This is a genomic window from Methanobrevibacter filiformis, from assembly GCF_001639265.1.
Classification (GTDB): domain Archaea; phylum Methanobacteriota; class Methanobacteria; order Methanobacteriales; family Methanobacteriaceae; genus Methanacia; species Methanacia filiformis.
In genome coordinates this window covers 1-24,490 of sequence record NZ_LWMT01000008.1, presented here as the reverse complement: position 1 = coordinate 24,490, position 24,490 = coordinate 1, and the positions used below count along the sequence as shown (strand labels likewise).

The following is a 24,490-nucleotide window of genomic DNA, read 5'->3' as shown; positions in this document are numbered from 1 at the left end:
AAAATATGTATTTTTAATCACTTTTTTATTATTTTTTCATAATTTTATATCTATGGATGAAAATCATATTATAATGTATAATCATTTTAATCTAATTACTATAAACTAACATATATATACTTTGAATTACATACTTATGTTAATATTATATAATTAACTATTAATGACATAAATTATAATATTGATATTTATAATTTTTAAATTTAAAAATAAAAGTGATTTTTTATGGAATTTTTAAACAAATATGATATTTATCCAAATGACACAAAACTATTTAAAGCTGTGTTTGTCCATAAATCATATAAAGTGAAACACAATTTAGCTTATGATTATGAGCGTTTAGAATTTTTAGGAGATTCAGTTCTTAATTTATTGGTTTCTGAATACTTATTTAAGAAGTATTCTAAGGCTGAAGAAGGAAATTTGACAAAGCTAAGATCAAATTTTGTTTGTGAACATGCATTGAATTACTATTCTGAATATTTGGGATTAGATAAATACCTTAAAATTGATGAGGATAACTTAACTGATAATGAAATTAGAGCTGCGAATGCTGACATTGTTGAATCTTTTTTAGGGGCTCTTTTTTTAGATCAGGGAATAGAAAAAGTAAATGAATTCCTATCTAAATACATATTCAAATTCATTGATGATAAAATTATATTCTTTAATGACTATAAATCTAAGGTTAAAGAATACGGGGATGCTAATGATTCATTAATTGAATATGAATTAGTGGATGAAAGTGGATGTCAGCATGACAAAACATTTATCATGAAAATTTTTGTTGATAGTGTTGAAATGGGAATTGGTGTTGGAAAGAGCAAAAAAGAAGCAGAACAACAAGCTGCTAAGTTAGCTATCGGAAAATTAGGTATTGATGAGAACATGTTATTAATGTGTTAATAAAAAGTATAAAAAATAGAATATGATTTAGGTATAATATATTAAATATAATAAAATATACTAGTTAAGATTATTTGAAAATTAGTTATTGTTTTGATCTATAATCTTCAATTGCTGCTTGTAATGCATCTGCAGCGAGATTAGAACAGTGCATTTTAATTGGTGGTAGTCCGTCTAATGCATCGGCTACTTCATTTTTGCTGATTGCATAAGCTTCTTCTACAGTTTTACCTAGTGCTATTTCTGTTATCATACTACTTGTAGCTATTGCTGCTCCACAGCCAAATGTTTTGAATTTAATATCTTTAATTATATTATCTTCTATTTTAAGATATATTGTCATCATGTCTCCACATGTGGGATTTCCAACTTCTCCAATCCCATCTGCGTCTTCTATTTCTCCTACATTTCTCGGATTTTGGAAGTGATCCATTACTTTATCAGTGTACATTATTTCACTCTATTAATTAGTAATATTGATTTAATATTTCTATTAATTATATATGTTGCTAATGTTTTATATTATTGTCTATTATTTGCTCATTATTTTCATTCTAATGAACAAGTCTTACACCTGTTTTTATCCTCAAGGTCTTTCATTTTGCTTTCTCTTTCATTCCATATTGAGGACATGCTTCTAAGTCTTGCAACAGCTTCTTTTATGGATTCTATAACGTATTCCACTTCTTCTTCAGTGTTTTCAGAACCTAAGGTTAACCTAAGTGATCCATGGCAGTGAACATCATCGAGTCCAAGAGCTTTTAATACATATGATGCTTCTAATTTTTTAGAAGAACATGCGGATCCTGTTGCAGCAGCAATATTTTTACCATCAAGGAGTAAAACTAAACCTTCACCTTCAATTCCAACAAAATGTAAGTTAGTAGTTCCTGGAACTTTTTTATCAGTATCTCCATTAACATAAGCTTCATCAACATTAGTTGTTATTCCTTCAACTAATCTGTCTCTTAATTTAGCTAAGTATTTCATGTTCTTTTCTAATTCTTTTCCTGCAAGCTCACAAGCCTTTCCAAGACCTACAGCTCCTGGAACATTCTCAGTTCCTGAACTTAGGTTTTTTTCCTGACCTCCACCATGAAGTACAGTTTCAAGTCTTGTTCCTTTTCTTACAAATAAAGCTCCAACACCTTTAGGGCCATATATTTTGTGGGCAGAGATAGATAATAGGTCTACATTCAGTTTATCTACATTAACAGGAATTTTTCCAATACTTTGAACAGCATCAGTGTGGAATTTGATATTTTTTTCTTTAGCTATTTTTCCAATTTCAGCTATTGGCTGTATTGTTCCAATTTCACTGTTTACATGCATTACAGTTATAAGAATAGTTTTATCCGTAATAGCTTCTTTTAAATCATCAATTCTCACGATTCCTTCTTGGTAAACTGGAAGATATGTAACTTCAAAACCATTTTTTTCTAAATATCTACATGTTTCAAGGACAGCTGGATGTTCAATAGATGAAGTTATTATATGATTTCCTTTATCTTTATTTTTCAAAGCTATGCCTTTAATAGCTATATTATCTGATTCAGTACCTCCAGAGGTGAAAATTATCTCATCAGCTTTAGCACCTATTAATTTAGCTACATTTTCTCTTGCATTTTCTAATCCTTTTTTAGCTTCTCTTCCAACTTTGTAAATTGTAGATGGGTTTCCATAAAATTCTGTGAAATAAGGTTCTATTGCTTCAACCACTTCTTTTCTTACAGGGGATGTAGCTGCATGATCCATATATATCATATTAACTTCCTTCTTTATTTTGGTTTATATTGTAAAAATATTAGTATTTCTTTAATAATAAATTATTCTAAATTAATAATAAAATGAATTTTAATTATTTATTTTTAGTTATTATACTTTATTTTATATAATTTATTTTATAAGTTAATATCTATTTTTATATTATTAGTTATAATCATTTTAAACATTAATAACTAACTGATTTAGTAATACTTATTTGATTAGAAGTAATATATTGTTAAATATTAAATACTTATTTATTCTTTATAAAATTAATAAGTATTTAATATTCATAAAAGCATTTCTTATACTTAAATTGGTTTATTTTTGGAAATAACTTTTGTTCAAACTTTTTTTTAAAAGTTTGTTTCATATTCATAAAATTATCATGCTTAAAATATTTAATCAAATTTTGTTCATATTTCTATAATTAATAGTGTTTAAATTAAAAATTAAAAATAAGTTTATTTAGTTAGTCATTAAATGGCTGATTTGATCTGTTGTTACTAATCCTTCAAGTTTTGAGTTATCATCAACTACAGGTAAACATGAAATATCGTATTTTTTCATTTTTCTAGCTATTGTTTCAATACTATCTGTTGATTTACAAGTTTTAACATTACGGGTCATAATAGCTTCAAGGTTATCACAACTTGTAGCTATTGACTTAGATAAATCCCATGCAGTAACTATTCCAACTAGTATATTATCTTCTGTTACAATGGGTACATGTGTAATGTATTCGTCCATCATTAAAATAGCTACATCTTCTATTTTAGCATCTTTACTTAATGTGGATATGTTTTCAGATAAAATATCTTCAACTTGAATATCTTGAAGGAACTTAGCTATTATATAATTTAATTGACCATGTTCTAAGAGAAATGCATCGTGTCCATAGCTAGATTGAAGTTCATGATATTTAACATCAACTTCATTGGCATTTAATGCTGTTAATATTTCTTTTGACTGTGATGTAGGGTATAACCAATCGGAATCAATAGCTATTATATTAATTTTTGATTTAACATTTTTTAGTCCTTGAATTAAGGAACCATTAATTGATAAATCAAAATAATCAATAGCTTTTGTTATGTAAAGGTAAGAGTTAGCATCAAAGCGTTTAACAAATGATTTTCCTTGATAATGAAGGTAGCTTTCCACTTGGAAATCAAGTTCAAAGTCATAACTGATTTTGTCTTTATTTTGTAAGTTTCTACCGAACTTTTCGTACATTGACTCATCACTTAAATAAGTAATGTGGGCAATCATTCTTGCTAAAGATAATCCATTTTCTGGGAAGTTTTTAGAGTAATAATCTCCTTTGTTCCATGCAGGATCGCTAACAATGGCTTGTCTTCCAACTTCGTTGAAAGCTATTTGTTGTGGGCTTGATCGTGCAGTTGTAGCTATGGGGATTGCTTTTTTCACCATTTCTGGATAGCTGACTGTCCATTGTAATACTTGCATTCCTCCCATAGAACCTCCAATAACTGCAAATAACTGTTTTATTCCAAAATGTTTAACAAGTTCATTTTGTGCTTTTGTCATGTCTTTAATGGTCACTACTGGAAAATCAAGCCCATATTCTTCACCAGTGTCAGGATTTATTGAGGATGGTCCAGTTGATCCCTTACATCCTCCAATAACATTAGATGATATTATAAAGTATTTTTCGGTGTCTAATGATTTACCTGGACCTATTATGATTTCCCACCACCCAGGTTTAGTATCTCCTTCATGCCAGCCAGCTGCATGAGCATCTCCAGATAATGCATGACATATTAATATTCCATTGTCCTTGTTCTTATTAAGTGTCCCATAAGTCTCATATGCTATAGTAACATTTTTGAGAGTTTTCCCAGATTCTAATTTCAGTTCACTTGTAATGTCTAAATATTCTGTTTCTACTGTACCAACTGATTCCTTTTTCATATTAATCCCACATCAAACAATTATATAGAATTTATAGTAATTTGTTAATAAGTATAATATTTTATTAAACTGTAATATTTTACTTAATTAAATATAATATTTTGCACTATAATTTTACTTATTAAGTGTAATATTTTTTCATCTAATTTACTTATTAATTCATCTAATTTAATTAATATCTATTAATATATTTATTACTATTAAATTCTATTGTTTGATATTTAATTTATTGCTTTATTTAATGCTTGGTCGATGTCTGCTATAATATCTTCTACATCTTCAATTCCAACAGATAATCTAATAAAGTCAGGGGTCACTCCAGTAGTTGCTTGTTGTTCTTCAGTTAATTGTGAGTGAGTGGTTGAAGCTGGATGTATAACTAATGATTTAGAATCTCCAATGTTTGCAAGGTGAGATAATAATTCTGCATTTTCAATGAACTTTTTACCTTCGTCTACTCCACCTTTAATACCAAATCCTACTAAAGCACCAAATCCTCCTTTCAAGTACTTTTTAGCGCCTTCATGTGCAGGATCATCTTCAAGTCCTGGATAATTTACCCAAGTTACTGCTTCATGATTTTTTAAGAATTTAGCTACTTCAAGAGCATTTTCACTGTGCTGTTTAACACGTAATGATAATGTTTCAGCTCCTTGTAGTAATAAAAATGCGTTAAATGGACTGAGACTTGGTCCAACATCTCTTAAGAAGTTTCCTCTTGCTCTGATTATGTATGCTAAGTTTCCAAAACTTTCAGTGTATACTAAACCATTGTATGCAGGGTCTGGAGTAGTGAATTCTGGGAATTTTCCATTTGCCCAGTCAAAATTACCAGCATCTACAATAACTCCTCCAATACTTGTACCATGTCCTCCAATGAATTTAGTAGCAGAATCAACAATAATATCTGCTCCATGTTCTATTGGTTTAACAAGTCCAACTGCAGATGTATTATCTACTATTAATGGTATGTCATTGTCATGAGCTATTTTAGATAATTCTTCGAAGTCTGGAACATCTAACTTAGGATTTCCTAATGATTCAGCATATAGTGCCTTTGTTTTGGAGTCAATAGCTTCTTGATATCCATCTAAATCTTGAGAATCAACAAATTTAACAGTTCTTCCAAAATTTGGAAATGTATTATTAAACAATGAGTAAGTTCCACCATATAAATTGTCTCCAGAGACAATGTTATCTCCAACACTAGATAAATTTAAAATAGATGTTGTAATAGATGCTGCTCCTGATGAAAAGGATAATCCTGCAACTCCTCCTTCAATAGCTGCAATCCTCTTTTCAAATACATCATTTGTAGGATTTGTTAACCTCGTATAGATGTTTCCAAATTCTTTAAGTGCAAACAGATTTGCTGCAGTTTCGGTATCATCAAATACATAGGATGTTGTTTGATATATTGGCACTGCTCTAGATCCTGTGGCAGGATCTGCTTCTTCTTGACCAGCATGTAACTCTAAAGTTCTATTTCCATATTTTTTTTTCTTCACTCATGTATAATTTCTCCTTTATAATATTGATTTTAATTTATTACTTTTATTTTATTACTTTTATTTTATTACTTTTATTTTTGTATAATTATGTATTGCATATTTGAATTTTATTTATAATTAATTTCTTTAGAATTAATATTGATTAGAATGATTAATTAACTTATAATTTTAGATAATTTTCATTTTAGAATTATTAGTAATTATTTTTTTAAATTAATATGGTAGTAATTAAACTTACTAGTGTAATTAATTATTAATAATCTTATAATTATAAATTTAATAGTAATTTATCTCGTAAACAATTTTAATCTATTTGATTTATTATTTTAAATCTTAACTATAATATTTTACTTAATTAAGTCTTTAATTATAATAGACTTTATAACTATTATTTTTTATAACTATTATTAAATCTTTAATTATTAAATCTTATAATTACAATTAGATTTTTTAAACATAAATCCAAATATAACTATTGTTATATTTTAATATTATATAAAGTTTATCTTAAAAATTTATTTTCTTAAAAAATAATTAAATTTTGTATTGGATATTAACATTGCTTTTATTTATTGTATTGCTCATGATCAAAAGTTTAAAATGTATTAAAAGATTTTATTCAACTAAATAATAAATTTTTCCAGAGAATGATGATTTTTAATCGTGATTTCATATATTCAATTGTTGAATTTATTGTTTTAATTATTAATATTTATATTTTATCTTTCATATTATAGTTTAATTATTATTTAATTAAATTAAACCAGTGAATTTTAAAAATTAGTCTAATTTAACAATGTATTGCTATAAATGGAACTCTTTCATAGATCAAATGTAAATTCTTTCATTCTTCTTTAACTTGTGGATTATATATAATAATTGTAATAACATTTATATACTGAGTCAATAAATAAAGAAATATAACAATTGTTAAGTTTTTTATCTTGCAGTTGTTGTGTTGTGATTATGCTCACTTATTAAATTAACAAATTATATGTACTAATAGTTATAAATTTTAATAATGATACTATAAATCTAATGTTGTATTATCATTAATAATACAATTCTGGATAATTTAATTAATACTATTATTATAGATTGTAAATTAATAATGGTTGTTTAATGAATATTAATAGGTTATTATAAACATTATTTTATTATTAAGACATATAAATTATAAAATTAATAATTGAGTGCATTAAGATGTTAGAGATATATAATACTTTAAAAAGAGATAAGGAATTATTTAATAGTGAAAATGATAGTAAGATCAATCTCTTTGTTTGTGGACCAACCGTTTATGATGATGCACATATAGGGCATGGACGTACTTATATTTCTTTTGATTTAATTAAAAGATATTTAGAATATACAGGATATTCAGTATTTTACATGGAAAACATCACAGATATTGATGATAAAATTATAAATCGAGCTAAAGAGAGAAACATCCCTTTTAATGATTTATCTGGAGTTTATGAAAAAAGATTCAGGGAAGACATGGAAAAATTAAATGCTAATTCCGTTAATCTTTATCCAAGGGCTACTGAACATTTAAAAGAGATATTTAATCAGATTGATGAATTGATGGATAAAGGGTTCGCTTATGAAATTGATGATGGGATCTATTTTGATGTTTTAAAATTTCCTGATTTTGGAAAATTATCTAATCAAAATCTTGAAATGTTGGATTCTCATCGAATAGATGTGAATGATAATAAAAGAGATCCTAAAGATTTCGCATTATGGAAAAAAACTGAAGAAGAGCCTTATTTTAAATCTAAATGGGGAAATGGTAGACCAGGTTGGCATATTGAGGATACTGCAATAACTGAATATTATTTTGGATCTCAGTATGATATTCACGGTGGAGGTTTAGATTTAATTTTTCCTCATCATGAAGCCGAAATCGCTCAAATGGAAGCAATATCTGGAAAAATGCCAATGGTTAAATATTGGATGCACACTGGTTTTTTAAATGTTGATGGTGTCAAAATGTCCAAATCTCTTGGTAACTTTATAACTATAAGAGAATTATTGGAAAACTGGGATCCAATGGCATTTAGATTATTTGTTCTATCTACTCACTATAGAAGTCCAATTGATTTTTCTGAAAAATCTTTACATCAAGCTTCAAAAAATTTACAACGATTAAAAACTACTGTTAATTCCTTAATCGAATTTAGGGAATATTTAATAGCTAAATATGCGTATGATTCTTTAGATAATGATTGTAATAATGGTAGTAGTGATGATAATAATTTGAATGTTGAAATATTAAATAAATTAGTTGAGATGGAAAATTCATTCTTTGAAAGTATGGATGATGATTTTAATACTCCAAAAGCATTATCTATTATTTTAAATTTCACTAAAATGATTAATGGCTTTATAAATCAAGAAAAAAAAATCTTAGATAATACTAATGATATAGTTATTGAAAACCTTAAGATTCCTTATGAATTTGTTATTAAATCATTGGAATTTTTTGATGCATTTGAAAGGATTTTTAAATTAAATCTTTTTGAAAAAGAAGAAATACCTGATATAAGTTCAGATGTTTTGGATTTACTTTTGGATGTTAGGGAAAAATTAAGAAATGAAAAAAATTATGAACTTTCTGATTACATACGAGATAAACTTAATGAATTAAACATTAATATTGAAGATAACTAATATTTCAAAATAATTATTTTAATTTAAACTTATTAAAAAATTTAAACTTATTTATAATTTATTAAATATAATATATATTTAGTAATTATAGATTATCTAATAACAAATATAATATAATTATAGGTGATAAAATGAGTAATGGAATTGCTAACGATATAACTGAATTGGTAGGTAGAACTCCTCTAGTTAAACTTAATAAAATTGAAAATGATTTAAATGCTGAAGTAATTGCTAAACTTGAGTCTTTCAATCCTCTTAGCAGCGTTAAAGATAGAATATCTGTTGGAATGATTAATAATGCTGAAAAAGAAGGACTTATCAATAAAAACACTGTTTTAATTGAACCAACTAGTGGAAACACTGGAATTGGACTTGCTTTTGTTGCAGCTTCACGTGGATATAGATTAATCCTTACTATGCCAGAAACTATGTCAGCCGAGAGGAAAAAACTTTTAGCTATTTTTGGTGCTGAAATTATCTTAACTTCTGGTGCAAAAGGTATGGGTGGAGCAATAGCTAAAGCTAATGAATTGCTTGAAGAAACTGAGAATTCATTTTCAGTTAGTCAGTTTTCTAACCCTGTTAATGTCCAAACACATTATGAGACAACAGCTCAAGAAATTTTCAATGATACTGATGGAAAAGTTGATATTATTGTTGCAGGAGTTGGAACTGGAGGTACAATTACAGGTATTGCAAAAGCTCTTAAAGAAAAAAATCCTGATTTAAAGGCTATTGCTGTTGAACCAGCAGCGTCTCCTGTTTTATCTGGAGAAAGCCCAGGACCTCACAAGATTCAAGGAATCGGTGCAGGATTTGTTCCAGATATATACGATAATGATGTTGTAGATGAAATTATTAAAGTTGTTGATGAGGATGCAGCTAAAACCATGATAAAATTAGCTAAATCTGAAGGAATTTTAGCAGGTATATCTTCAGGGGCAGCAACATTTGCAGCTTTAGAATTAGCTAAATTAGAAGAAAACAAAGGTAAAAGAATAGTAGCTATTTTACCTGATACTGGTGAAAGATATTTATCCATGGATTGGGTCTTTGAAGAGATATACAAAGCTTATCCAAATGTATTTTAATTATTTTATTAATTAATAACTATTTTTATTAATTAATTTTCATTATTTAGTTATTAATTTTATTAAATAACTTATTATATCTATTTTTGATTATTTTAACTTATTTTAATATAGGAATCAAACTTTAAAGACGAGAAATTAAAGATTTCTCTAAATTTCCAGCACGAAATAAAAGTTATCCTAAAAAAGATTTTAGACATATAAATAATTTTATTAATATTATGCTTGTTTTTAATTTCTAAATCATAATCTATTTATATCATTTAATTAAATATAAATATAGTTATATAACTATAGTTATATTGTTTCAATTAAATAGAACAATATTTATATAATTATGTTTATATTATTATATATAATTTAAATATTATTACTATTTATCCAAAATAACTAATTTAAATGGAGGTGTAATACTGAAACAACCTTGTGAAATAGTTGTATGGTATGTAATACCTACAGTTAGGTCATTACTTGCAAAAGAACTTTTTGCTTTAGGAATGAAGCAAAGACAAATATCTGAGTTGCTAGACATAACTCAACCTGCGGTTTCACAATATTTAAGTGATAAACGTGGTGGACGTGAAGTAGAACTTAGTGATGAAATTCATAAAAAGATTAAAGAATTAGCTTTTCAACTTAAAGAAGGAATTGCTACTGATAAAGATATAATATCCAATGTGTGTGAAATATGTAAAAAAACAAGGGCAGAGGATATTTTATGTATGTTGCATAGGGAAAAAGGTGGATCTTCTGATGGGTGTCATAATTGTGATAATATGCAAAATGATTCTTACTGTCCACATGCATTTAATTATTCTATATAAATAGCTATCTTTTTCTATCTTTTTACTTATTTTTCATTTTTTTACATTATTCTATTTTTAATTTATATTCATAACTTTGTTCACTAAATTCGTATTAAAACCATTTATGATTATAATACTTATTCTTTAAGAATAGATTGATCAAACTTTTTTTAAAAATTTGCTGGAACATTTTCTTTTTTGATTATTTAACATAGTGTATTTATATAAATAAAAACAAATATATTATTAATTAATGGATATTAATTGAAACATTATTAATATATTTATAAAGCTTAATCACAAATTTAAATATTATAATATTGGTGCTGATTTCGCAAAATAGAAATTTTGTAAAATCTCATAATATGCATTAGATGATTTTTCACATCTTAAAATGATTTTGAAAATTTTTTATTTTGTGAGATCCGTGTACTAACTAATAATTTACTGAGTATCATGTTTGAAAGAATTAAAGAAGATATTACGATGGTTCGATTAAGGGATCCTGCATCTAGAAGTACTGCAGAGATAATTTTCTGTTATTCTGGATTGCATGCAATATGGCTTCACTTAATTTCTTATAAATTATGGAATCATAATTATTTCTTTTTATCAAGGTTACTAGCAACAATAAATAGGTTTTTCACAGGTGTTGAGATTCATCCTGCAGTTAAGGTGGGTAAAAGAGTTTTTATTGACCATGGTATGGGTGTTGTTGTTGGGGAAACAGCTATTATTGGTAATGATGTTTTAATATATCAAGGGGTCGTTCTAGGGGGAACAAGTTTAATTAAAGAGAAAAGACATCCTACAGTTGAAGATGGTGTTGTTATCGGAGCTGGAGCATCAGTAATTGGTAATGTCGTCCTTGGAAAAGGTTCAAAAGTAGGTGCAGGTGCAGTAGTACTTGAAGATGTTCCTTCTGGAGACACAGTGGTTGGTGTACCAGGACGTAATGTACATCGTAGTAAATATGATAGTAGAAAATGCATACTTGATCAAGAACACCAAGATCTTCCAGATCCAGTTAGTGAAGCTATAAAATCGATTCGTGAAAAGCAAGAAAAATTAGAAAAAGAAATAGCTATTTTAAAAAAGAATAATAATAAATTAAACAGTAATAAAGATAACATAACAATTGAAGATTACATTAAGTAACAGATAAAATATAATTTAGAATATAACTTATCATTATATTTTATTATTTAATTAAAAGATTAGTATGAGTAATATAACTTTTTTTAAAGATAATTTTTTAGGAATAAATCCAATTGAATTTAAAAATCTTAAATTATCATTCATTGGTGAAATATATAATCATAAAGAACTTAATGATATTTTGAATGAAAATTCTCCTTATGATTATTATTTAAAGGGTGAACTTCTACTTAAATTAATTGATTATTTCCAAGAAAGATTCAATAATTTTTTAATAGCTATTGAAAATGTTATAAGTCTTCTTAATGGTGATTTTGCATTTTCTGTAACTGATGGTGAAAATTTAGCTATTTCTAGAGATTATCTTGGTTCAATCATCTTGTTTTATGGTTTAGTTAATGATGAAAATGGGGTTAAAGAATATATATTTTCTCAAAATAGAAAAGACATTTGGAAGCTTGGAATTGAGGAGGAAACTCTTAAACCTGGAACAATTTTTTATAATGGAAAAATTATGCCTATTGAAAATCCTATTTGGAATTTCACAGATGAAAATGTTTTAAATAATATTGATAATACTAATAATTATATTGATAATATTAATAATACTAATAATAATTTTTATAAAGAAAATCTTAAAAAATTATTATTTGATGGAGTTTTAAGAAGAATTGAAGGTGTTAAACATGTTGGTTTAATATTTTCTGGTGGTGTTGATAGTACTATAATAGCTAAAATATTAAAAAACTTATCTAATATCCATGATTTTAAACTTACATTATACACAATAGGCACAAAAAATTCTCAAGACTTAGAATTTTCTAAAAAAGTAGCTAACGATTTAAATTTAGATTTAAAATATCAAATAATTGATGAAATAGCTATTAAAAATGATTTGGAAGATGTTTTAATTACTATGGAAAAAGCTAATATTGTTAAAATTGGTGTAGGCTTAGCTATTCATTTTGCTACAAAGTTAGCTCAAAATGATGGCGTCCATGTTGTTTTAACAGGTCAAGGTGCTGATGAATTGTTTGGAGGATACCATAGGAACTTAGAGATTTTTAAGGAAGGTTATGATAATTTATCCAAAGCAATACGTTTTGATATTGAAAACATGCATCATGTGAATCTTGAAAGGGATGTAGCTATTGCAACTAATAATAATGTTCAATTAAGATCACCATTTTTAGATAAGAATTTCATTGAATTTGCATTAAATGTTCCTGGAGAATATAAGGTTAAATCATCAGATGATAACTTAAGAAAGCATATTTTAAGAGAAATAGCTATTGATTTAGATATTCCTGAATATGTTGTATATCGTCCTAAAAAAGCTGCTCAATATGGTTCAGGTATTCATAAATTATTATCAAAGAAAATTATTCCTATATTTAACTGGAAAAGGTTTTTAGATGATTTTAAGAAAAATCAGTTAAATTGACTTGTATTGTTTTATATTAATTTAAATTGTTGCATATTTGTTTACAAAAAATAATAAATAGTATGAAATATAAAGTTAATTTATACTTTAAATTTTTTCATATTTAAATTTCAAATTAATAAAGTTTTATAAATTTAATTATTTTTAATAAAATATTATTTGGAGATATGTAATGAAAATTGAGAAAGATGCTGAAAAAATCCTTAAAGAATTTTCAAAAACATTAGAAAGTATTCCAAGTCTTGAAGAAACACATTATATAGTTGATAATGTAAATTTATCTCGAGAAGATAAAGCTATGGATAAGAATCCTGAAAAAATCATGAGAAATGCTAAATCTGATAAGGACGGAAATATTATAGTTAAAAAAGCTAAATGGATTAATTAAATTTATATTAATTAAATTTATTAAGCTACATTGAATTAGCTTATAGATTAATCATGTTTAGTATTTTTTAGGAGAATCATATGAAAATGAATTTAGTTTTAGAACTTCAAGACATTCCAGGGCAATTGGTTTCAGTATTATCTCCTATAAGTAGTTTAGGAACAAATTTAGTAACTGTTATACATAAAAGGGAAGATAAGAATGAAAGAGGTTTGATTCCAGTTCAAATAACTTTAGAAGGTGAACAAAACAACCTTAATGCAGTTATTAGTAAATTAAATGAAATGCAAATTACTATACTTGAGGTTGATGGAGTAATTCTTAGGGAAAAATTAACTACTATACTAATAGGTCATGTTATAGACACTAATGTTAAAGATACTATGGATAAAATTAATGGTTTGACAGGAGTTTCTATTGTTGATTTTGAGGTTAAATTAGCTGGAGAATTAGAATCATCTGCTAAATTAGTTGTTGAATCTGACTTTGGGATGAAAAAGAAAGTTTTAAATAAAATTCAAGAAATTGCTCTTGAGAAGAACTTTTTAGTTGTAAGTGAAGTGTGAACATTAAATTAAAATAATAGGTTGATAAAATGGATATTTGTTTAATGGGCTTTGGTGCTGTAGGTAAAGGTGTAGCTGAAGCAATACTTCTTAAGAATGATTTTATAAAAGAAAATTATGGTTTTGAATTGAATATTGTTGCAGTTGCAGACTCATCAGGTTCAGCTATTTCAAAAGAAGGTTTAGATCTAAAATCACTTCTTGAAATTAAATCAAAAACTGGAAAAGTATCTAATTATCCTGTGTATGGGACTGATATTAAAGATATGGATGTTTTAGATAATGTTGAATATGATTGTTTAGTTGAAGCAACTCCTACAAATATTGAAACTGGAGAACCAGCTAAATCTCTAACTATTAAAGCTTTTAATGATAAAAAAAATGTAGTAACCTCTAATAAAGGACATCTTGCTTTATTTTTTAAAGAATTAATGGATGAGTCACAAAAAAATAATGTTCAGTTTAAATTTGAAGCTTCTGTTGGTGGAGCAATGCCTATTATTAATTTTGCAGAAGAAACATTATCTAGTACGGATATTGAATCAATTATTGGAATATTAAATGGAACAACTAATTATATTCTTTCAAGAATGACTTCTGAAGGTTCATCTTATGAAAATACATTAGAGGAATCTCAACAATTGGGAATAGCTGAAACTGATCCTACACAAGATGTTGAAGGTATTGATGCTGCTTGTAAAACTGTTATATTGGCTAATATTATTCTTGGAATTCCATGTACTTATAAAGATGTTTATGTAGAGGGTATTTCGAAAATTACTTCTGAATCTATTGAACTTGCATTAAAAGAAGGTTATTTAATTAAATTAATAGCCGAAGTTTCTAAAAATGCATTGGAAGTTTCACCAAGACTTGTTAAGAAGAATAGTCCTTATGCTGTTGATGGAACTTTAAATATGGCAACTTTAAAAACAGACCTTGCTGATGAAGTAACAGTTATTGGTAAAGGTGCAGGATCTCTTGAAACAGCTTCTGCAATGTTAACGGACATTATTAACATTTATAAATAATTTTTCATGTTTTTTTCATGAAATAACTTTTGATCAAACTTTTTTTAAAAATTTGTTTCGTATTTATAAATAGTGAATTTATTTATAAATAAATTTTAAGAAATCTTATATTTGGGAATTTAATAATGAAATATGTTGTTTTAATTGGGGATGGGATGTCTGATTATCCTTTAAAGGAATTAAATAATAAAACTCCACTACAGGTTTCAGACATACCTAATATTGATGAATTAACTTTGAAAGGTTGTGTTGGTCAAGTTCAAAATGTCCCAGAAAATTTTGAGCCTGGTTCAGATGTAGCTAATATGAGTATCTTTGGTTATGATCCAAAGAAATATTATTCAGGAAGAGGACCAATAGAATCTGGAAGTATTGGTATTGAAACTTTACCTGGGGATATAATATTTAGATGTAATTTAATAAATGAAGTTGGGGATGTTTTAGTAGATTTTAATGGGGGGCATATCACAACTGAAGAAGCTAAAGTACTAATTGATGATTTGAATAAACATTTCTTTGAAGAAGGAACTTTTTACTGTGGAGTTAGCTACAGGCATCTTTTTGTTATAAATAATCCTGAATTAGATAATTTAAAAACCATGCCTCCTCATGATATTGTTGGAAAAAAGATTGAGAATTATGTTGATTGGGTTGATGATGGAAGAGTTATCCGAAATATTATGTTGGAATCAAAAGAAATTCTTGAAGATCATCCAATTAATAGAAAAAGAGCATCTGAAGGTAAAAAAATAGCTAACATGGTTTGGTTATGGGGACAAGGTTTAAAACCAAAAATGCCATTGTTTAAGGATGTTTATGGATTAAAAGGTGCGACCATAACTGGTGTGGATTTACTTAAGGGTCTTGGAGTTTTCACAGGTCTTACTAACATTGATGTTCCTGGAGCTACTGGATATTTTGATACTAATTATTCTGAAAAAGGAAAATATGGTGCAAAAGCACTAGATGAGAATGATATTGTTTTTATTCATGTTGAAGCTCCAGATGAAGCGGGACATGAAGGAAATATTGAGGAAAAAATCAAGGCTATTGAAAGAATAGATAAATATGTCTTAGGTAAAGTTTTAGATAAAATACCTCAATATAATGATTATAAAATAGCTATTTTGCCAGATCATCCAACACCAATTGATGTTAGAACACATACAAGAGATCCTGTTCCTTTAGCTATTTATTCAACTAATGGAATTCCTGATCTTGTTAAGGAGTACAACGAATTTACAGCTAAAAATGGCTCTTTAGGTTTGGATTATGGGTATAATCTAATTAATCGTTTATTAAGTAAATGATTTTAAATAATTTCACATGATTTTTAATTTTAATTTATAAATAATTAAACGTTAAACTAAAATCATGTATATATGGGATATTAATTATATCTTAAAATTAATTCATGTAAATTTCCCTTGATTATGCTTATAGATTATATATAAAGTAAGACAAAGCAATAAATGTATTTAACTAAAATACTATTTAGTTTATATTTCTATTATTTTATTAATTTTAGTAAGATATTAAATAATTTAAAATTTATCAAATAATAATAGTATATATTAAATGTTATTATTATATTAAATATTATTCTTTATTATTATACTATTTAGATCATGAGATTATTCATTAATTAAAAATTTAAATATTATTCTTTATTATTATACTATTTAGATCATGAGATTATTCATTAATTAAAAATTATTATCACAACTTTATAAAAAGTGTATATGGAGTTGATTTATCTGACAAAATATATTATTATAACTGGCGGTGTTGTAAGCTCAATTGGTAAAGGAATTACTTCAGCTTCAATAGGTAGGATTTTACGGTCACATGGATTAAAAGTAGGGGCTGTTAAGATAGATCCTTACTTAAATTGGGATTCTGGAACGTTAAATCCTTATCAACATGGAGAAGTTTTTGTTACATATGATGGAATGGAAACAGACCTTGATTTAGGACATTATGAACGATTTTTAGATGTGGAGCTTCCAGGAACAGCTAACATCACAACGGGTAAAGTATATCAATCTGTTATTAATAAAGAACGAAATGGGGATTTTTTAGGTGCATGTGTACAGATTATTCCTCATATAACTGATGAAATTAAACGAATGATTCGTAAAACATCTGAAAATGAAGATTATGATGTTGTTTTAGTTGAACTTGGGGGAACAGTAGGGGATATTGAAAGTCAACCATTTTTAGAAGCATTAAGACAATTACGAAATGAAGAAGGGTATGATAATTTAATGTTTGTTCATGTGACATTTGTTCCTTATTTAAATGCTGCTGGTGAGTTTAAAACAAAACCTACTCAACATAGTACTAAAGAACTTAGAAGTACGGGTATTAGTCCTGATATGATTGTTTGTAGAAGTCAAGAACCAATTGATGATGATTTAAAACGTAAAATAGCTCATTTTTGTGATGTGGCCTATGATGCTGTAATCAACACTCCTGATGCTTCTTCAATTTATGAAGTTCCGCTTGTTATGGAAAAGGAAAATGTGAAACAGTACATTGCAGATAGATTAAAGTTAGATATTGATGTTGATTCATTTAAATTAACTGAATGGAGTGAAATGGTTAAATCTCTTAAAACTGAAGATCCTATAATTACTATTGGGGTAGTTGGAAAATATATTTCACTTGAAGATGCATATATGAGCATTAGGGAAGCTTTAAAACATGCTGCAGCGGAAATTGGAGTTAAATTAAATATAGAATTTATTAACTCTGATGTTGAGGTTTTAGATACAAATATTCTTTCTAATTTAGATGGAATCCTTATTCCTGGAGGATTTGGTGAAAGAGGAATTGAAGGAAAGCTTGAAGCAGTTGAATATGCGATTGTTAATAAAGTTCCAATATTTGGGATTTGTTTAGGAATGCATTCAATGGTTATACAATTTGCAAGACGAATTGGAATGAAAGATGCAAATAGTAGTGAATTTGTTAGAGGTTTAAAATATCCAGTAATTGATATGATGGAAGAACAAAAGAAAATCAAACAAATGGGTGGAAGTATGCGTCTTGGTTCCTATGAATGTAAACTTAAAAAGAACACAAAAGCTTATGATGCATATAATGAAGATCTAATTCAAGAAAGACACAGGCATAGATATGAATTTAACAATAAATTCAAAGAGGAACTTGTTAATAATGGTCTTATTCTTTCAGGATCTACAGTAGATGATTTTTTAATTGAAATGGTAGAATTAGATAATCATCCATGGTTTTTAGGATGTCAGTTCCATCCAGAATTTAAATCAAGACCTAACAGAGCACATCCATTATTTGTTTCATTTGTAAAATCAGTTTATGATACTAAATCTAATTAATTTATTCATAATTAGATATTTAGTAAATAATATTTTATTATTTTTAATACTATTTTTAATATTTTCTATTTTATTTTCTACTTTATTTTATTTTTTATTTTATTTTTTCATTCTATCTTAATTTTGCTTTAATATTAAATGTTTTCAGTTTGATGTTATTTTAATCTTTAAAATTAAGAATAACTTTAATAATACTTTGTTTAACATCTTATTAGAATTTAAATATTAATTTTATATTCTATTATTTTAATTTATATTTTAAAATTTGATAGGAAGTGTTAAAATAAGCATTTTATTAATTTCAATAATTTTCTTAATTATAGGTTCATTTATAGCTTCAGTATTTGATATTAAATATGGAATCATCCCTAATAAATTAAATTTTTTTTTAATAGCTATTGGTTTAATTTTTAATTCTTTAATAGCTATTACAACTGCTGACTTTTATTATTTTATTTATTCGATTGTAGTTGCTATAATTGTTTGTATACTCTCTTACATACTGTGGAAGTTTAGATTTTGGGGTGGAGGGGATGTTAAGCTGCTAACAGCTATGGCATTAATAGTACCTTCAAATCCACTAATACTAGGTATGGATCTATTTAATTTCCATTTTCCATTAATAGCTATTTATCCATTTCCATTAACAATATTTTTCAATAGTATAATCATTTCATTACCTTTTTTAATAGCTTATTTAATTGTAATTCATTTTAAAAATAATTGTTCAAATAATAATACTAATAAATTTACTATTACTAATTTTAATATTAGTACTGTATGTATTAATAAATTTAACATTAATAATATTAAGAATATTAGTAACATTAAAAATATTTTTAAGTTTAAGGTTAATTTACAATTTATCATCGGAATAGCTATTTATTTAATATATAGTTTATATATTGGATTAAACAATAATGGAAATATATCATACTCTTTATTAAAAATTATTTTTGGTTTAATTTTCATAACCATTGGTTCTAATATTCTTAAATCATTTTTAAAGAAATTTTTGCAATTTATTAAGGAGAAATCAACTTTAAAAACTAAAATTGATAATTTAACTGAGGGTATGTTAATTGAAATAAGAGATTTAAAAGATGAAAAAATAGTTAATATAATTAAAAATAGAAGTAATAATTTAATAGTTAATGAAAATTATTTTCAAAATAATGAGCTAGGGATTGATAATTTTAATATTATTTATTATAACATTCAAACAAAACTAGTGGGTATAGATGGAAAGGATCTTTTACTACTAAAATCACTATCTAAAGAACAGTTAATTGAAAATCATGTTTATATTAAAATTGCAGTTCCATTTGCACCATCTTTATTTTTAGGACTTCTTAGTGGATTGTTTATTGGGGATATTTCTTTGTTAATAGCTAATATTCTTAAAAATTGCTTATTTTTTTAATGGTGAGAATATGTTTAAAAAAGATAACCATGGTCAACTTTCATTAGAATACTTACTTATAATTATCATTATATTATTAATATTCACATTTATTGTACTTCCAATAGGAGCTTTAGCAGTTGATTTTGCTATTGATACTTCTAGCATCATTGAATCAAAAAATGAAGTGTCTAAAATTGCAACTGCTATCGATAATGTTTATTTGAATGGTAAAGGATCTAAAAGAACTTTGATTTTAGATCTTCCTGAAAATATTGTAGTTGATTTTTCAAAATCTATTAATCTTGTTGAATCCAAATTAAGTTTTAGTTTAAATTTAAGTAATGGTCAAAGAAAACAAATTGAAATCCCACTTAAATATTCAAAGCTTCAAGGTTCAATTGAACTGAGTAAAGGATATAATAAGATTATTGTACATTGGGTTGAAGAGGATGACATAATTCAAATTTATAAAGTTTCATAATTCATTAAATTGTATTAAATTATGGTATATATTGTTAATTACTATTTATTTTTTGATATCTAAATACAATTTAATTAATAATTCATTAAAAAACTTTTTATATTCCTTTTTACATAAGTTATATTTATTTGTGGGTAATTAATATTAAATACATATAATCATTATTATTGTATTTAAAAATTATTGATTATGGCATTAAATAGTTTGGGTAAATATATTTAGATAACTAATTAGAAGGGAAGGTTATAGATGGATTTATTGACATCTTGTATTTTTATTATTTTATTCATTGTCACAATGATCTTTGTTTTTTCAATGGGTTTATTAACGCCCATGATTGGGAAAAAAAGTATAGTTTCCGTAGTTGTTATTGGTTTTATAATTGGTATAGTTGGAGGAATATACTTTGTTTCTCCAATTTATGATGATTTACCTCAAATTGCAGGGTCAATTCAACAAATTATTGATGGAGACAATGAAGTTGTGACAATTGAACTTTCTGATGAAAACAATTTAAACAAAACACTACAAGAACTAAAAAATCTTGAAGGATTCAAATCTATTAAGCATGTTGACTTTATTTTAGCAACAACGCCATTTTTTGATGAGAGAAAAAAAATAATTGAAAACAGTTTTAACAGTAGTAATAATTATAAGTCTTGGAATGTCTCAACTGCTGGAAAAATTAGTGTTGAACCTAAAGATGCAGTAATATCTAGAAATATGATATCAAATATTACAGAATGGCTAATGTTTACTGGAGGAGTAGAAACAAACTATTCAGTTATTCATATTGATGCTGTTATTAAAGCAGATAATCTTAATGATACCTTAACTTATTTAAATTCTGAAGATATTCTTGTAAACTCTGTAGATGGTCCAGTTCAAAAAACAATTAATAAAACAAAAAAAGAAATGCCTGATAGGAATGTTATTATAGTAGCACTTGGAATCTTAGGAATACTAATTGGGTTGCTTGGATCATTTATAGATGGATTCTTAGAATCACTGTCTAAATTGAGAAAATATTTATTGAAATTAATAAGAAATGATTAAAATGAATGTAGCAATCCTTTTTTCTGGTGGTAAAGATAGTACTATGGCATTATATCGTGCAATAGCTAAGGGTCATGATGTTAAATATCTGTTTACTATGGTTTCTGAGAATAAGGAATCATACATGTTTCATGTTCCAAATATTCACATAAATGATTTAATAGCTGAAGCCTTAGAGATTCCTCTTTTAAAAAGTAAAACTGATGGGAAAAAAGAGAAAGAATTAGATGACTTAGAAAATGCATTAATTCAACTTAAAGATAAAGGAATTGAAGCAATATACAGTGGAGCATTATTTTCAACTTATCAAAAATCAAGAATCGATGCACTGTGTGAAAAGCATAATCTAAAATCAATAGCTCCATTATGGCATGTAAATACAAAAGAATACATGAGAGAAATAGTTGATTTAGGTTTTGAGGTTATTATTTCTGGAGTTTTTGCTGAAGGATTAGATGAGTCCTGGCTTGGAAGAACCATTACAAAAGAATCTATTAATGAGTTAATAGCTATTGAGAAAAAACACCATATAAACATAGCATTTGAAGGTGGAGAAGCTGAAACACTTGTTATTGATGGACCAATATTTAAAAAAAGAATAAAAATAGTTGAAAGTGAAAAACAGTGGGATGTTGATAATGGGATTTATGAGATAAAAAAAGCAATTTTAGAAGAAAAATCTTTTTAGACGTTGATTTCGAAAAAATAAAAAATTTTTTCAAAATCCATTTTAATCTATAAAAAATCGATTTAACTTAATATGATAAGATTTTGCAAAATTTTCTATTTTGCGAAATCGATTTCTTAAATTATTATTTTCCATCAATTATTGATAACTTAAGGTTAATCCAAGACTCTTTCTATTCTACGGTCAGGAATTATCCAAAATATAGCAACTATAAGATACAATATTTGAGAGATTAAAGGGTGGATCAATGCAAAAGAAATTGCGATAAGATAAACTACTATTGACAATTTTCCTTTGGTGTCGTTTCCTACTGCTTGTTTAAGTTTTGAATTTTTTCCTTCTGTTTTGATAATCTGTTTTTCTAATATGAAATAGGATGATGATGCCATTAAAAGTACTATGCCATATAACATGGTAGGTAATGGGGCGAAATGATTTTCAGTCATCCATGCTGTAGTAAATGGTAATAAAGATAGCCAGAAAAGTAAAATGAGATTGACCCATAGAAGAGTTCCTGAAACCTTATGTAGTGTTTGAAAAAGGTGGTGGTGATTATTCCAATATATTCCTACATAAATGAAACTAAGAATGTATCCTAAGAATATTGGTATAATTGGATACAATGATGAAATATCAGGGCTTTTTGGAACACCTAATTCTAGCACCATAATTGTGATAATAATTGCTAATACTCCATCGCTAAATGATTCTAATCTGTTTCTTTCCATTTTTAAACTCCTAATTTTAAGGTTAAAATTAGTTTATGTATAAAATTTCTAATACATTTTCTAAAATAAATCATTAATAAACTATATTAGTATTCTATTTTTACATATATGTAAAGTTTATTCATGTTATTTATTATATATGTTTATATTATTATAGTTTTTTAATATTTTGTTTTTAGATTAAAAAATAGTATTATAAAATTATACACTAAATTGAGGAAATAAATAATTTTCACAATTCTCATCTTAATGTGTTTAATCCAATTGAAATAGTGAATTATTTAGAAAATAGGTAAGAAGTTTAAAAATAAATATAAAAATAAATGGTTATGAAAAATTGAACTGATGAATATGGTTGAGTGTACTAAAAATTTGACTCCTGAAAAATGAATTATTATTAAAATCATGCCCCATAATAAATTCAAATCATGACCATTTGTCAAATATCTTGCTTTAGCCCTTCCTTAGCTTATTATTATGTAACTTAGTTTACGGTTGGTTTTTTAAGCTTGTTATTTTCTTAAAAACATGTTTATTGGTCAAAATGTGCTAATAAGTAGTATGCATTTTATAATAAAATGTAATACTAATTTTCTCGAGAGGCAAAATTTTGACTGAAACCTCACTAACAATAACTATCCATCAGTTCGATTTTTCAAATCCATAAAAATAAATACACTTGTGTTAATAAATTTTTTGTTATGTTCTTGGCTGTGCAATAATTATTTTTTGATTCTTTTTAGTTATGCTTAGTTTTAAATATTATGGGGTGTAATATATTATTAGTGTTTTTTAGTTTTTGTTGAGTTGGTGTTTATGGTTTTGCATGAAGATAGTATTGGTCAGGTGTTTTTACTTCCTTTGAATTTGAGGGACTTTATTCCAGATAATCATATTTGTTTTTTTATTGAGGAATTGGTTAGTCGGTATGATTTTGGTGATTTGCATTCTAAATATGCTGATACTCCAGGTAAGAAAGCTTATTCTAGGAGAATGCTTGCTAGAAATATTCTTATGGGTCAGATTGATGGTATAAGGTCTGGTCGTAAACTTGAAAAGGCGATACATGAAAATGTTGTGTACATGTATCTTTCAGGGATGAAAAAACCTAAATACAGAACTCTCATTAATTTTAGAAATGAAAACGAAGAATTAATGGAAGAAATGTTAGCTATCACAGTTCGTGAAGCTGAAAGAGTAGGAATAGCTACTTTAAACGATTTTGGTTTTGATGGATCAAAAATTAAAGCCAATGCATCATCACAAAGTACGATTGCTCTAGACTATGTAGAAGCAGCTAATAAAATGTTAGAGGAATCAGAGAAATTAGATGAGCTTGAAGACGAAAAATATGGTGATAGAAGAGGAGATGAAGCCATTAAAAAACTCACCCTTAAAGCTAAAACTAAAAAGTTTGTGGATCAAAACAAAGAAGAAAATAAATCTGAAACTACAAACAATGAAAAAGACAAAGAAGATGTTAAAATTCAACCATCA

General features: G+C 26.4%; 21 protein-coding genes. 16 read left to right on the top strand and 5 right to left on the bottom strand.

Annotated features, from left to right (window positions below; genetic code table 11):
• Positions 1-225 precede the first annotated feature (225 nt).
• On the top strand, positions 226-906 hold the full coding sequence (gene rnc, locus MBFIL_RS00370) for a ribonuclease III (protein WP_066970320.1): 681 nt from the start codon (positions 226-228) through the stop codon (positions 904-906).
• Between the two features lie 85 nt (positions 907-991).
• Here rnc and nifU read toward each other — a convergent pair whose 3' ends face one another.
• The 4 genes from nifU to MBFIL_RS00350 all read right to left on the bottom strand — a co-directional run bounded on the left by nifU (position 992) and on the right by MBFIL_RS00350 (position 6,113).
• On the bottom strand, positions 992-1,357 hold the full coding sequence (gene nifU / locus MBFIL_RS00365; RefSeq protein WP_066970318.1) for a Fe-S cluster assembly scaffold protein NifU: 366 nt from the start codon (positions 1,355-1,357) through the stop codon (positions 992-994).
• A gap of 98 nt (positions 1,358-1,455) precedes the next feature.
• A complete protein-coding gene (gene nifS, locus MBFIL_RS00360) occupies positions 1,456-2,667 on the bottom strand; it encodes a cysteine desulfurase NifS (RefSeq protein WP_066970352.1) in 1,212 nt (403 codons plus the stop codon).
• Between the two features lie 471 nt (positions 2,668-3,138).
• Complete coding sequence (metX, locus tag MBFIL_RS00355) at positions 3,139-4,605, bottom strand: homoserine O-acetyltransferase MetX (protein WP_066970316.1); 1,467 nt, start codon at positions 4,603-4,605, stop codon at positions 3,139-3,141.
• A gap of 221 nt (positions 4,606-4,826) precedes the next feature.
• A complete protein-coding gene (locus tag MBFIL_RS00350) occupies positions 4,827-6,113 on the bottom strand; it encodes an O-acetylhomoserine aminocarboxypropyltransferase/cysteine synthase family protein (protein WP_066970309.1) in 1,287 nt (428 codons plus the stop codon).
• A 1,206-nt stretch (positions 6,114-7,319) separates the two neighbouring features.
• On the opposite strand from MBFIL_RS00350, the gene cysS reads away from it, so the two are divergent.
• The 14 genes from cysS (at position 7,320) to MBFIL_RS00280 (ending at position 22,265) form a co-directional block, all read left to right on the top strand.
• The gene (gene cysS / locus MBFIL_RS00345) at positions 7,320-8,792 is read left to right on the top strand and encodes a cysteine--tRNA ligase (RefSeq protein ID WP_066970306.1); all 1,473 of its coding nucleotides are present in this window, start codon (positions 7,320-7,322) and stop codon (positions 8,790-8,792) included.
• 113 nt (positions 8,793-8,905) lie between these two features.
• Positions 8,906-9,883 carry a cysteine synthase A gene (gene cysK / locus MBFIL_RS00340; RefSeq protein WP_066970303.1) on the top strand — a complete coding sequence of 326 codons (978 nt, stop codon included), beginning with the start codon at positions 8,906-8,908 and terminating at the stop codon, positions 9,881-9,883.
• Positions 9,884-10,296: 413 nt separating this feature from the next.
• Positions 10,297-10,707: a transcriptional regulator gene (locus tag MBFIL_RS00335; protein WP_066970300.1), complete on the top strand. Its 411-nt coding sequence runs from the start codon at positions 10,297-10,299 to the stop codon at positions 10,705-10,707.
• Between the two features lie 438 nt (positions 10,708-11,145).
• Complete coding sequence (gene cysE / locus MBFIL_RS00330) at positions 11,146-11,847, top strand: serine O-acetyltransferase (RefSeq protein WP_066970292.1); 702 nt, start codon at positions 11,146-11,148, stop codon at positions 11,845-11,847.
• Between the two features lie 64 nt (positions 11,848-11,911).
• Positions 11,912-13,291 (top strand): asparagine synthase-related protein, encoded by a 1,380-nt coding sequence (locus tag MBFIL_RS00325; protein ID WP_066970289.1) that lies wholly within the window; start codon positions 11,912-11,914, stop codon positions 13,289-13,291.
• Positions 13,292-13,463: 172 nt separating this feature from the next.
• The gene (gene gatC / locus MBFIL_RS00320) at positions 13,464-13,679 is read left to right on the top strand and encodes an Asp-tRNA(Asn) amidotransferase subunit GatC (protein WP_066970286.1); all 216 of its coding nucleotides are present in this window, start codon (positions 13,464-13,466) and stop codon (positions 13,677-13,679) included.
• Positions 13,680-13,759: 80 nt separating this feature from the next.
• The gene (locus tag MBFIL_RS00315) at positions 13,760-14,245 is read left to right on the top strand and encodes an amino acid-binding protein (RefSeq protein ID WP_066970283.1); all 486 of its coding nucleotides are present in this window, start codon (positions 13,760-13,762) and stop codon (positions 14,243-14,245) included.
• A 29-nt stretch (positions 14,246-14,274) separates the two neighbouring features.
• A complete protein-coding gene (locus tag MBFIL_RS00310) occupies positions 14,275-15,276 on the top strand; it encodes a homoserine dehydrogenase (RefSeq protein WP_066970280.1) in 1,002 nt (333 codons plus the stop codon).
• Positions 15,277-15,401: 125 nt separating this feature from the next.
• Positions 15,402-16,586 (top strand): cofactor-independent phosphoglycerate mutase, encoded by a 1,185-nt coding sequence (locus MBFIL_RS00305; RefSeq protein ID WP_066970278.1) that lies wholly within the window; start codon positions 15,402-15,404, stop codon positions 16,584-16,586.
• Positions 16,587-17,018: 432 nt separating this feature from the next.
• Complete coding sequence (gene pyrG / locus MBFIL_RS00300) at positions 17,019-18,635, top strand: glutamine hydrolyzing CTP synthase (RefSeq protein ID WP_066970276.1); 1,617 nt, start codon at positions 17,019-17,021, stop codon at positions 18,633-18,635.
• A gap of 265 nt (positions 18,636-18,900) precedes the next feature.
• Complete coding sequence (locus MBFIL_RS00295; protein WP_066970274.1) at positions 18,901-20,058, top strand: A24 family peptidase; 1,158 nt, start codon at positions 18,901-18,903, stop codon at positions 20,056-20,058.
• A 10-nt stretch (positions 20,059-20,068) separates the two neighbouring features.
• Entirely contained in the window at positions 20,069-20,521 is a 453-nt protein-coding gene (locus MBFIL_RS00290) for a hypothetical protein (RefSeq protein WP_066970272.1), read from the top strand.
• 315 nt (positions 20,522-20,836) lie between these two features.
• On the top strand, positions 20,837-21,577 hold the full coding sequence (locus tag MBFIL_RS00285; RefSeq protein WP_157078599.1) for a hypothetical protein: 741 nt from the start codon (positions 20,837-20,839) through the stop codon (positions 21,575-21,577).
• 1 nt (position 21,578) lies between these two features.
• The gene (locus tag MBFIL_RS00280) at positions 21,579-22,265 is read left to right on the top strand and encodes a diphthine--ammonia ligase (protein ID WP_066970349.1); all 687 of its coding nucleotides are present in this window, start codon (positions 21,579-21,581) and stop codon (positions 22,263-22,265) included.
• A 155-nt stretch (positions 22,266-22,420) separates the two neighbouring features.
• Here the strand turns inward: MBFIL_RS00280 and MBFIL_RS00275 are convergent, their stop codons facing one another.
• Positions 22,421-22,993 carry a TMEM175 family protein gene (locus MBFIL_RS00275; protein WP_066970263.1) on the bottom strand — a complete coding sequence of 191 codons (573 nt, stop codon included), beginning with the start codon at positions 22,991-22,993 and terminating at the stop codon, positions 22,421-22,423.
• Positions 22,994-23,809: 816 nt separating this feature from the next.
• Here MBFIL_RS00275 and MBFIL_RS00270 point away from each other — a divergent pair.
• Positions 23,810-24,490 (top strand): transposase (locus MBFIL_RS00270; RefSeq protein WP_169805481.1); only part of this gene is annotated, 681 nt, incomplete at its 3' end.